At 29.2% G+C, this 12635-nt stretch carries 9 protein-coding genes and 1 pseudogene; 5 read left to right on the top strand and 5 right to left on the bottom strand.

All coding sequences use genetic code 11. The annotated features are described in order from the left end of the window. Nucleotides 1-4 precede the first annotated feature (4 nt). From CF386_RS13670 to CF386_RS06900, 3 genes and pseudogenes are all read right to left on the bottom strand, one after another. Nucleotides 5-645 (bottom strand): annotated as a pseudogene (locus CF386_RS13670) (hypothetical protein); the annotation flags it as partial. A 48-nt stretch (nt 646-693) separates the two neighbouring features. Next, entirely contained in the window at nt 694-1338 is a 645-nt protein-coding gene (gene proQ / locus CF386_RS06905; protein ID WP_089073651.1) for an RNA chaperone ProQ, read from the bottom strand. Nucleotides 1339-1415: 77 nt separating this feature from the next. Next, nucleotides 1416-1874, bottom strand: a complete 459-nt coding sequence (locus CF386_RS06900) for a GAF domain-containing protein (protein ID WP_089073650.1) — start codon at nt 1872-1874, stop codon at nt 1416-1418. A gap of 80 nt (nt 1875-1954) precedes the next feature. On the opposite strand from CF386_RS06900, the gene CF386_RS06895 reads away from it, so the two are divergent. From CF386_RS06895 to cdd, 3 genes are read left to right on the top strand one after another with little or no spacing between them, the layout of a single operon-like run. After that, nucleotides 1955-3406, top strand: coding sequence for an NOL1/NOP2/sun family putative RNA methylase (locus CF386_RS06895; RefSeq protein ID WP_089073649.1), 1452 nt, complete (start codon nt 1955-1957; stop codon nt 3404-3406). Beyond that, nucleotides 3406-4656, top strand: a complete 1251-nt coding sequence (locus CF386_RS06890) for a hypothetical protein (protein ID WP_089073648.1) — start codon at nt 3406-3408, stop codon at nt 4654-4656. Before CF386_RS06895 ends, CF386_RS06890 begins: the two co-directional genes overlap by 1 nt. Nucleotides 4657-4666: 10 nt before the next feature. Beyond that, nucleotides 4667-5533 carry a cytidine deaminase gene (gene cdd, locus CF386_RS06885; RefSeq protein WP_089073647.1) on the top strand — a complete coding sequence of 289 codons (867 nt, stop codon included), beginning with the start codon at nt 4667-4669 and terminating at the stop codon, nt 5531-5533. Here cdd and hrpA read toward each other — a convergent pair. Then, a complete protein-coding gene (gene hrpA / locus CF386_RS06880) occupies nt 5530-9405 on the bottom strand; it encodes an ATP-dependent RNA helicase HrpA (RefSeq protein ID WP_089073646.1) in 3876 nt (1291 codons plus the stop codon). The two genes, cdd and hrpA, sit on opposite strands and share 4 nt — an antisense overlap. After that, nucleotides 9386-10006 carry a DedA family protein gene (locus CF386_RS06875; protein ID WP_089073645.1) on the bottom strand — a complete coding sequence of 207 codons (621 nt, stop codon included), beginning with the start codon at nt 10004-10006 and terminating at the stop codon, nt 9386-9388. The genes hrpA and CF386_RS06875 overlap by 20 nt, the downstream gene beginning before the upstream one ends. 179 nt (nt 10007-10185) lie before the next feature. Here CF386_RS06875 and CF386_RS06870 point away from each other — a divergent pair, with 179 nt between their 5' ends. Next, a complete protein-coding gene (locus CF386_RS06870; protein ID WP_089073644.1) occupies nt 10186-11874 on the top strand; it encodes an NAD-dependent malic enzyme in 1689 nt (562 codons plus the stop codon). Between the two features lie 114 nt (nt 11875-11988). Next, on the top strand, nt 11989-12588 hold the full coding sequence (locus CF386_RS06865; RefSeq protein ID WP_089073643.1) for a SanA/YdcF family protein: 600 nt from the start codon (nt 11989-11991) through the stop codon (nt 12586-12588). The last annotated feature ends 47 nt before the right edge of the window (nt 12589-12635 follow it).

The raw sequence follows: 12635 nt of genomic DNA, 5'->3' as shown, positions 1-12635 counted from the left end.
AAACCTGAAACACATCTTCATTATTAGTTTGTCTCAACCTTAATAGAACATTTGAATACCTGTCAGCTAAGGTTTTTTTATATTATCATCAGGTTCATTAGACAGTATTAAATTTAATTCATCAAATTTTACTTTTTTAAGCCATAAATCATCTAATTCTTGTTTATTTTTACTCCAATCCAGTTTATGCCTATCAAGGATAATATAATCGTTTTCATAAAAATTCATTTTTTTGTTTAGCAAAGATTTTGCATATTCATATCTTTGGTACTTTAACTCTAATACTTTGTTAAAAATATCATAAGCAGCTTGTGTCTGACCTACTTTTAATTGCTCATCAAGTTTATTTCCCCACTTAAATTTGATATTTTTAACATCTACTTCAGTTAAAGTGTTTTTATTGAAATCAAGTATTTCGAGATAATTTTCTAAAATTTTATTTGAAAAACTGTCATTTAAATTGATCTTCTTAAAATGATCGTTTAATAATCTTGAGGTTATTCTTTTTGAAGAAACGGTATGAACTTTCTCAGGGTGTAATTTAGGGAGAGAATAATTTTTTTGAATCGGGGTTAATTCCTTTCCAACTAAATGAAAAGGAATTAAAAAAAACACAATATAGACAAGAAGTCTTTGAATAGTCATCTTAAAGAAAATCTCCATAGCTCCAAAAATGACATTTAAAAACTTCAATTAAGCAAATATATGTTCAGCCTTCACATTCATTATAAGGCCGTTGCTTAAACGTACTTTTATATCATTTTTATGAACTTCTAATACAGTGGCAGGAACATTGCCCTGTCCTAAATTTACATTTACTTTTTTATCAACAAGAACATCATTAATACTAAGTTTAGATGTTTCCTCAACTTTAGTTGCGTTTTTATTACGCTTTTTAGAAGTATATGTCTTTTTCTTAAATTTAGGATTAATACTACTTTTATTATCAGGCTTTTTATTGTTTTCTTGAGCGGCTCTTTCCTTCTGTAATTCCTTTTTCCTAGCATTAAATTTTGCTTTGCTTTCTTCTAAAGTTTTAGTGGCGTGTTCAATATGCTGTTGTTCTACGGGCCCAACATTATTTCCGTCTAAATCAACACGCTCTTGACCTGATTTAACACCATGCAAATATCTCCACGCTGAAGTATATTGTCTTAATGCACTTCTCAGTAATGTTTTACTAATTTTAGGATCGTCAGCTAAACGTTCTGATAAATCTTGAAAAATACCAATTTTTAAGGGCTTTGCTTCACCTTCTTTTATAAAACATTGAGGAAATAACTCCATCATATATTGTAGAGTCTCTTTCGCACTTGAAAGTTTTTGTGAATCTTCCATATTTAACCTAAATTGTACAATTGAATTCATTATATTAAGTGATGCTATTATAAGACTAAGATTAATAATTTCCAGTATTAATGAATAAACTTTAATTGTTTTTCAAGTTTAGAAACTATTTTTTCTAATTCATATTTATCTTGTGCAGTGAATCTGGCAAGTAGTGGGCTATCAATATCCAATACTGCAACACATTCATTATCCACTAAAAAAGGTATGACAATTTCAGATTTACTCAAACAATCACATGTTATGTGACCTTCAAAGTTCACAACATCATCCACTAAAATAGTTTTTTTTGAATGAGCCGCCATTCCACAAACACCATTTGGTATTTTTATTCTGCTTACTGCAGCTTTTCCTTGAAAAGGCCCTAATACCAAATCTTCAGCCTGACACACATAAAATCCCAACCAATTGATATCATGTATGTTTTCATACAAAATAGCAGCTATGTTTGATAGATTAGCATATAAGTCTTTTTCAGAGGAAGTATAGGTGTCAATTTTTTGTGTAATTAATTTATAATCAGCCATAATTATGTAGTAATAGATAAAAAATAATAATATAATTAATTTTTTTTTGGATGTAAATTTAAATTGGCGTTCATTTATAAATGAAAAATGAAAACTTCAACACCTGCTTCTACGATTACATAAAAAAAATTCTTCCAAATGAAGATAGTTATGAAGAGTTTTTGAAATATCACAAAAAAAAATTAAGACTAAGTATACGAGTAAATACGTTAAAAATTAAAGTCCCTGAATTTAAAGTAATAGCAAATCAGAACAATTGGATATTAGAACCAATCCCATGGACAGAGAATGGATTTTGGGTCACTCTCCCTAAGGAATATAACCTTGGAAACTCTATTGAACATATTCTTGGTTTAATCTACATACAAGAAGCAAGTTCCATGCTTCCTCCGGTAGCACTTTCATTTCAAAATAAAAAAAGTGGCGTTGTTTTAGATATGGCAGCCGCCCCGGGCTCAAAGACAACTCAAATTGGTGAAATTTACGATGAAAGCTCTTTAATCATTGCAAATGAGCTTTCATCTTCAAGAATTAAAGCTTTAACAACAAATGTCAGACGTTGTGGTTTAAAAAATGTTATAATTTCTCATCATGATGCAATCAAATTTGGTAAATTTTCACCAGAAACATTTGACTCTATTTTGCTTGATGCACCCTGTACAGGTGAAGGGGTTTCTCGAAAAGATAATAATGCATTGAGTAATTGGAATTTATCAACGATCCTGGAATATATGGAAATACAAAAAAAATTAATCCAAAGTGCTTTTGATGCTCTTAAACCTGGGGGAAGCTTGGTCTATTCAACATGTACTTTGAACTTGTATGAAAACCAAAAAGTTTGTCAATATTTAAAAGAAACCTACAATGAAGAAGTTGAAAGTATTCCTTTAGATAAACTATTTGATGGAGCGCATAAATCAACTACAAAAGAAGGTTTTTTACATGTATTCCCACACACTTACGACTCTGAGGGGTTTTTTATTGCCAAGTTTACTAAAAAAAACATCTTTAAAAAAAACAATACAACCCCAAATTTAATATCACCGAACAGGCCAAACTTTCCATATACTAAATTAAGCCAAATAGATATTTTGAAAGTCCATAACGAATTAGAAAAAAATTTTGGTTATTGTGGGAATTTAATGAAAAATATCTGGAAAAATAATGATCAATTGTGGCTTTTTCCTGAATGTGAAAATGAAAATATTTTTAAAATAATGAGATTTAATAGATTTGGAACTTCACTTGCAAAAACAATTAAGAATAGTTTTAAATGGGAGCACGAATCATTAGTTAACAGTTTTAGTTTTGATTCAATAAGACCTGAAAATAGATATATTTTGAATAAAGATGAAGTAATTCAATGGTTTGAAGGAAAAAACATTAATATAAAAAGTACAGAAAGCATATATCCGTTTTTAGTTTTATTTTACCAAGATATTTGCGTAGGATATGGAAAAATTTTCAAGAAAAACCAAATTAAAAATAATATCCCAAGATATTTAGTAAAAGATCCAGGGTTGATTTATTAATGGCACCACTACCACATTATTCTTTGTTTTTTATTGAATTACATTGTTATGGTCCTAATACACATGATCATTTAGCTAAATTAGTTTTACAAGAAACTGACCCTAATTTAATAAAAAAAGGGAAAATTCAAATAATAAATGTTCACCCTCATGAAGATACGTTTTTTGAACTATTTCACTGTATCTCTAACAAAATAGATCCTTTTTCTGGTAATGTATCAGAATATCAGGCGGCATCTTTTCTTATTAACAAACTATTTACAAAAGACATTATAATTTTTGGGTTTAACTGTGCAAATTTTTCAAAAAATATAAGAAACATAATTTTTCGAAATTTTCTTCCACTTGATTTTCCCTCAAAACAGTGCAAATTTGTAGATATTTTGAGTATTTTAAGTGTGTATAGGTTTCTTAATATTATTCAAATGGAAACCTCAGATGATATCGAAAAACAATGGGAGCTTTTTGTAAAATACACAAACTATCAAGAAGTTGATAATAGTACTAAACACAATACTTCTTCTAAAATAATTGAAATAGCCAAATGGCTCAAGCAAAAAAATGAAAAAGTTTTCAATTATTATACTGTAAATAAATCTGAAGATATAAAGAGCAGCAATTTTAAAAATAATCTTTTTCTTAATTTAAGTCACAAAAACATTAACAATAATAAAAGCCCAATATTTTTGCCAATAAAAAAAATAAATAAAACGAACTACTGCTTTTTGAATATTTCTGACTCTCTTCTTGACTTTAATAATATTGCTAACAGTCTATTCTTAGACAAAGACTATTTTGCTAACATGTACACTCATTTAAGTATTATTAAAAAGTTTCCTCAAGTTAGTATTTTATACGATGATGAGGTTTTAAAAAGTAATTTGTTATTTATCAATAAAAATAAGGAAAAGTTTGAAATTATCATTAATAAATACATAGAGCTGCTTCAAATGGATAGAGAGAAATTAGAAACTGAAAAGCAACTTTACCTAAGCTTATCAAGATCGGATCATGAAAATACTCCTAAAAAAATTAGTAAAACCAACTCCAAGTTAGAAAAAATGTACTTTAAATTCAGAGGAAGAAATTATAACTTTTACTTAAATCATCAAGAACAACAAGAATGGTTTGATTACATTCATAAATTAAAAAATAATTATCGCGAAGATTTTGAGCTAGCATTAAAAAAAGCTTTTGAGGTTTTTAGTTATGACAAAAAAATTCTTCAATTACTCCAAAAATTTATGTGAGGATATTTAGATGATATTACAAAGAGAACCGCTTGAAAACTATCTCAATATTTTTCGGCAAGCACAAAATGGAAAACTAGCCAAAAATCTATATGCCAATTTTATTGAATCTAACAATATTTCTCTCAATCAATTCTGTATAAATCTCCTAGAAATAGTATCAAAACTATCCCATACCCCCATATCCAAGTTTCCTGTAAGTGCTTTAGTCGTCTCTTCAAATGGTAATCTTTATTTTGGATGTAATTTAGAGATAAAAGGCGCCCCTTTAAATAGTACTGTACATGCTGAACAATGTGCCATCAACACAGCCTGTTTTCATAATGAAAAAAATATTAGTAAACTTTTTGTTACACACGCTCCATGTGGTCACTGTCGTCAATTTATAAATGAGATTCAATTAAGTAATAATATAGAAATAATAGTAAATGGAAATAAACAATCTTTCGAGGATTTACTTCCATCACCTTTTGGGCCAAAGGATTTAAACATTTATAAAAGCTTACTACCGCGAGAAAGATTAAATTTTGAGTTACTAAAAGAGTCTCAAAATGAACTTCATCTTAAAGCATTAAAGTCTTTGAATTTAGCTTATTGCCCCTACTCTAACAGTCATCATGGCATCTCCATTAGGCTTAATTCAGGCAAAATTTATTACGGAATTCAAATTGAAAATTGTGCTTACAATCCAACTTTATCAGCCCTTCATTCTGCATTATGTATCATTATGATATCTAATCATCAATTCAACGAAATTAATGAAGTTTGTTATATAAATATAAATAATAGCACAACAGAGTATTATTCATATTATAAATTAATACTTAATGCCATTAATCCTAACATTTCATTTGAAAGAATCGAAGCCAAAAACTAGAGTAAATCTTGTAACTTTTTTTTGATTCTTTTTTCTGATATGGGGTATTTTGTTCCCAGTATTTGAGCAAACAAACTCACCCGAAGTTCCTGTAAGTCCCATTTAATATCTTTGATTTCAGGGGGGACTTCATAAGTAAAATTATATTTTGATAAAGCACTTTTATACATTGAATCTAAATTTTGGAGCATGAGAGAAAAACTTCTATCTTTAAATGGATCAGACGGAAGTTTTTCCAACCTTCGTTGTATAGCATTTAAATATCTTGGGTAATCACATAATTTCTCGTATGAAGTATCCTTAACAAAACCTTTAAAAATAATCTCGGATAACTGTTGATTAATATCTGTATAACTTAATGCTAAATTTAAATCCAGTTTCCCCTTAATACTCTTATTAATTTGATGATTCAACATAAGAATGTTTTCGACTAAAGTAATAACATCACGAGTAGTCTCATTTATATTTTCTTTACAATCATTTAATAAATTATCAAATTCAACTTTATTGTTAGGAACGTTATTATTTTTTAAAATAACCCCTAATGCATTAAAAATACAATCATTTAAAAGATTCGATACATTTCCAAATTTATTATAATACATCGCTAATTTTGTGGAATTTGATAGCTTTTCATGCAAATAATTGATTGGCGATTTAATATTTAAAAAGCATAACCTTGTGATTGCTCTTGCTCTCTCAAAATCCCTTTGTTCACAGCTCTCAAAATTTTGGAATATTACAGAATCAAAATTATCTTTAATTCCTGGATAAACTTTAATTTCATAACCCATTTTTTTTTGGGTTAAAACCTCTTTCACAGAACCAAAACCCCAATATGTGAATTTTTTTTCTATTTTATTTTCTTTTTTATCTTCACGTTTAGGCGCATTTTTCAAAAACTTTTTTCTTAAGGCTTCAAAGTTTCTATCATTTTCTAAAATATGATTGTTCTCATCAATTATTTTAAAGTTAAACTTTAAGTGATCAGGAACCAAGTCAAAGTTCCAATCTTCTTGTTCAACTTTGAATCCAGTCATTTTCCTCAGCTTAAGAGAAAGCTCGACAGTCAAATTGTTTTTTAAGTCAGGTGCCGCATTTAAAAAAGCTTCTGCGTAATTAGGGGCAGGAACAAAGTTTTTTCTTATGTTTTTAGGTAATGCTTTTATTAATGATGTAATCAACTCTTTTCGATAAGCCGGAATAAACCATTCAAATTTGGCGTCTTTTATTTGAGTAAATAAGATTTTTGGAATAAGTATTGAAACACCATCACATTCAGAATTTCCGGGCTGAAAATCATACTCTAGTTTCAAATTATATCCACCATAAATCCAATTATCAGGGTAATCGTTCAGAGTGATTTCTTCGGTATTTCTTTTTTTTAGTTTATTAAATTCGTAATTCAATAGATTCGGATTTTTAAGCCTTTGCTTTTTCCACCAAACATCGAAATGATTTTTTGAAGTTACAAAATCTGGAATTCTTTCATCGAAAAAGTGAAATAAGTCATCTTCCTCGACTAATATATCTCTTTTTCTCACTTTGTTTTCTAAATTTTGAATATTACTAATAAGATGTTTGTTTTTTTCAATAAAATCATAATGTGCTAACCATTCTCCATAAATTAATGCATGCCTAATAAAAATTTCTTTTGAAATTATTGGATCAATTTTATCGTAATTGACTAATTTTTTTTCAATGATAGGTAGGCCATATAAGGTTGATTTTTCATAAGCCATTACATTAGCTCGTTTTTTTGACCAATGTGGTTCGCTGTAGGTTCTTTTTAAAATTTTAGGATTAACTTCTTCAACCCATGTAGGCTGAATTTTTGCATTATTTCTAGCCCAAAGTTTTGATGTTTCTACCAATTCTGAACTAAGAATCCATTTAGGCGATTTATGAAATAGATTTGAGGTAGGAAAAACAAAAAATTGAGCATTTCTTGTACCTCTATAATTTCTTTGTTCAGTATTATAAAACCCAATATTTGTTATTAATCCAGATAAAATTGATTTATGAATCAAATCATATGCGTATTCTTCAGGTAAGTCATTAATCTTATATTTTAAGTTACGTGCTAATTGCATTAATTGAAAAACTAAATCCTGCCACTCCCTAACTCTTAAATAGTTTAAATAATATTTTTGACAGAGTTTTTTGAATTGATTACCTGACAAGTCTTTTTTATTTTTATCAAGAAAAAACCAAAGATTTAAAATCGATAAAAAGTCTGAGTTTTTATCAAAAAATTGTTCGTGAGCCTTTTTAACTAACTGTTTTTTATCATTTGGAAATTCTCTTGGGTCTTGGATTGAAAGAAAAGAAACAATTATTAATATTTCTTTCATGACTCCAAAATGATTTGCTTCAATAATCATCTTTGACATTTTAGGATCAATTGGAAATTTACCTAAAACCTTCCCAACTTTAGTCAAGCCGATAGTTTTTTTATTCGAATAAATCGCTCCTATATCATCTAACAACTTAAAACCATCATTTATATATTTTGTATCAGGTTTATCAATAAAAGGAAATTCTTGGATGGAATCTACTTTAATAGATAGTAATTTAAGAATAACGGAGGCTAGATTTGTTCGTAAAATTTCAGGTTCTGTGTATTCGATTCTATGATTAAAATCTTCTTCAGAATATAACCTATAACAAATACCCGGTGATGTTCTTCCACAACGCCCTTTTCTTTGATTGGCACTTGCTTTTGATATTTTTTCAATTGGTAACCTTTGAACTTTAGTTCTATAACTATAACGGCTTACTCTTGCTGTACCAAAATCTATAACATATTTAATACCTGGAACAGTTAAAGAAGTTTCAGCCACATTTGTGGCTAAAATAATTCTACGTTTTGTTTGTTTGCTAATATTAAAAATTTTATTTTGTTCAGTGTTAGATAGTCTTGAGTATAATGGAAGAATATCCGTGTTGAATAAATCCTGCTTTTGTAAGTAACGGCTAAAATCTCTTATCTCTCTCTCTCCAGTCAGAAAAATCAAAATGTCACCCAATTCTTCTTGATCTAGCTGATCGATTGCAAATGATAAGGCTTGATATTCATCAAAGTTTAATTCTTGATCTTGAGTTAAATAACGAACCTCAACTGGAAAGGTTTTACCTGATACCCTAATAATAGGTGCGTTATTAAAATGTTTGGAAAATCTATCTAAATCAATTGTTGCTGATGTGATTAATATTTTTAAATCTTTTCTTTTATGAACTAACTTCTTCAAAAATCCAAGTATAAAATCAATATTAAGACTTCTTTCATGAGCTTCATCAATAATCAAAACCTCATATTGATTTAAAAATTTATCATGTTCTATCTCAGAGAGTAAAATGCCATCAGTCATCAATTTTAGCTTTGTTTTTCTGGATATAGAATCATGGAAACGAACTTTATATCCAACTAATTCTCCAAGTTCCGTATGCAGCTCTTCTGCTAATCTTTTAGATACAGTCCTTGCTGCTAGTCTTCTTGGTTGTGTGTGACCAATTAAACCCTTATTCCCGTATCCGAGCTCCAAAAAAATCTTTGGTAGTTGAGTTGTCTTTCCAGATCCTGTTTCTCCTGCGACAATTAAGACTTGATTTTTATCTATTAATTTTTTTAATTCATTAATTTTTTCAGATATCGGTAAAATTTCAGGATATTTTATAGTCGGCTTGTGTAACTTTCTTTCAGATACACACTTTAATGATTCATTAATGCTATGTTGAATCAAGTCAAGCTTTTTGAAATCGTTATTTCTAAGCGCAATTGATACTTGTTTTAACAATCTATGTTGATCTTTTAATTCACAATCAATTATTTGTTTCTTATAAAATTCTATATTATTTGGGTTTATTGGCATTTTTCTTCTTAATTTTATACACGATGAATATCAATAAAGTCAAAACAATGAATAAGCTAAATAAAGTAAAAGCTTGATGGTTATTATAAAAGGTTAGGAGGACTTTAGATTCCTTAGTAACAAATGAAGGAAATAATCCAAAAACGATAACCCACAAAGATACTGCAGTTATGTTACCAGTTTGATATTTGACTTTTGACATATTAGCTACACCACATCCAATATTAATTGTTTGCTTTAATCCCTCAATAAATCTTGAAATAATAATAGCTATAATTCCATATTTTGATAATAAATTATGTAATTTATCTAATTTTTTATCCTTTATTAGGTTTTTGGAAATTAGAAAATTTTTAAAGTATATTCCAATGTAATATCCTATTGTATTGCCCAAAATAGCTGCAATGAAAGCAATAACCAAAACAATCGGTAATGAAAGTTGTGTTGTTGATGCAGCTATAATAGAAGCTGTAACTAATACAGTTGTGCCAGGAAGTGGGATTGCAAAACCTTCGGCAAAAACAGCTACTGCAACAGCCAAGTATCCATATTCATTGACAAACGGGCCTGCTGCTTCAATTAAGGAATGGATCGAAGACATAAAAAATCCTTTAAAAAAAAAACTATTATAAGTATAAATTCAAAACTTTCAATAACCTTATCAATCTATGTTTAAATCACAAAATATGAAATCTTAAATTATTTAGATACCCTTTGCTCAAAAAAAATATTAATATATGATGCAAAATAATAAACTATTAATTATATACTGAGCAAAATATGGACAATAAAACAAAAAGACCTCTATATATTCCTCTTGGTGGGCCCGCTTTGCTAGGGACTCCACTTTTAAATAAAGGATTAGCATTTAGTAAAAATGAAAGAATGTATTTTAATCTTGAAGGCCTTTTACCAGAAAGAATTGAGACGATTGAGGAACAAGAAAAACGTTCTTATATGCAGTTAAAATCTTTTCACGATGATATGGAAAAACATATCTATTTAAGAAATATCCAAGATACAAATGAAACTCTTTTTTATAGATTAGTAAATAATCATATTGATGAAATCATGCCTTTAATATACACACCCACAGTTGGTGCTGCTTGTGAAAAGTTTTCAGAGATTTATCGTCGTGGTCGAGGTATTTTTTTGTCTTATGATAATAAAGATAGAATTGATGATATTTTAAACAATGCTTCTATTAGAGATGTAAAAGTAGTGGTCGTAACTGATGGTGAGCGTATATTAGGTCTTGGTGATCAAGGGATTGGAGGCATGGGTATTCCTATTGGAAAATTATCTCTATATACTGCCTGTGGAGGCATTAGTCCAGCTTACACTCTTCCAATCATCATAGATGTAGGGACAAACAACCAGACGCTTATTGATGATCCACTTTATATGGGTTGGAAACATAATCGTATCACAGGGAAAGAATATGATGAATTTATTGATAAATTTATGCAATCAATAAAAAGAAGATGGCCAGATGCTCTTATTCAATTTGAAGATTTTGCGCTCAAGAACTCGAACCCTATTCTCAAAAAATATAAACATGATTATCGTTGCTTTAATGATGATATACAAGGTACAGCTTCCGTTGCTTTAGGCTCTCTTCTTGCCGCATGTAAATCATCTAACACAAAAATATCAGAACAGCGGGTTGTTTTTGTAGGTAGTGGCTCAGCGGGATGTGGTATAGCTGAAGCTATCGTTTCGCATATGGTTAAGGAAGGGTTATCTCAAAAAGAAGCCCGCTCAAATGTTTTTATGATAGATAGATTTGGTCTTTTGACAAACAAGATGCCGAACTTGTTAGATTTTCAAGAGAAATTAGCACAAGACCAAAGTAGAGTTGAAAAATGGGGTAAAGGTCATGATATTTCATTACTTGATGTTATTAAACATGCAAAACCAACTATTTTGATCGGTGTTTCTGGGGTGAGTGGGCTTTTTACAAAAGAAGTGATTCAATCTATGTATTCTAATTGTAAGCGTCCTATTATTTTCCCACTATCTAATCCAACCAGTCGTGTTGAAGCAACACCATCAGATATTATTGAATGGACAGAGGGTAACGCTCTTGTTGCTACAGGGTCACCTTTTATGCCAGTTTTGTACAAAGATAAGTCTTATGCAATTGCACAATGTAACAATAGTTACATATTTCCTGGTGTTGGACTTGGCGTCATTTCGGTAAATGCATCCCGAGTAACTGACGAAATGTTTTTAGAAGCAAGTGAAGCTCTTTCTGATTGTTCTCCTTTAGCTGTCAATGGCCATGGATCACTTTTGCCACCCCTTCAAGATATTCAAGAGGTCTCTAAATATATTGCCTTTAAAGTTGCCAAAAAAGCTATCGAACAAAACCTTGCTCCATTGAACACTGATGAACGTATTAAAGAAAAAATAGAAGAAAACTTTTGGGAACCAAACTATAGAGAGTACCGCAGAACATCTTTTTAATGATAATTTAATACTTTAATTTTTTTTTATTTAAAGTTAAGATAAATAAAAAAATAGCAGTTTACCTTGAAAAAATTATTTTACCTTTGTTTAACAATACTGATTATTATAATAATGAGTATTGTTATACTTAACTTTATTATCATTTCAGTTACAGCAAATAGAATTTATACTGATACAAGTCATATACCAAAATCTGAATTCGCTCTTATTCTTGGCAATGGACCAGGGAAAACAAGTAATCCAAATCCATATTTTGTAAAACGAATGGAAGGTGCTTATAAATTATATAAAGACAAAAAAGTTAATTACTTCCTTGTTAGTGGCAAAAATTCAACAAAAAAATATAATGAGCCCAAATTTATGCAAAAATATTTGGAAAAAATAGGAATACCAAAAAAGATCATTTTTCTTGATTATGCAGGTTTTCGAACTTTAGATTCGATTGTTCGTTCCAAAAAAGTATTTCAGCTTAACAAATATGTAATTATTACCCAAAAATGGCACTGCGCAAGATCTGTTTTCATTGCCCAACACAACCACATAGACGCTATATGTTATGGTGTCTCGTCTCCTAAGGGTAAGAGTTTGATTAAACTATATATTAGAGAAGTCTTTGCAAGAGTTAAAGCATTTATAGATTTGTTTATAATGAACACTCAACCAAAATATTTAGGTAAAAAAGAAAACATACAACAATTTCAAAAAGAGTGACATCTGACAAATCAAAATATTATAAAATATTATAAAATATAAAAATT

This window comes from Paraphotobacterium marinum (assembly GCF_002216855.1).
In the GTDB taxonomy this organism is placed as follows: domain Bacteria; phylum Pseudomonadota; class Gammaproteobacteria; order Enterobacterales; family Vibrionaceae; genus Paraphotobacterium; species Paraphotobacterium marinum.
This window is presented reverse-complemented; position numbering and strand designations above follow the sequence as displayed.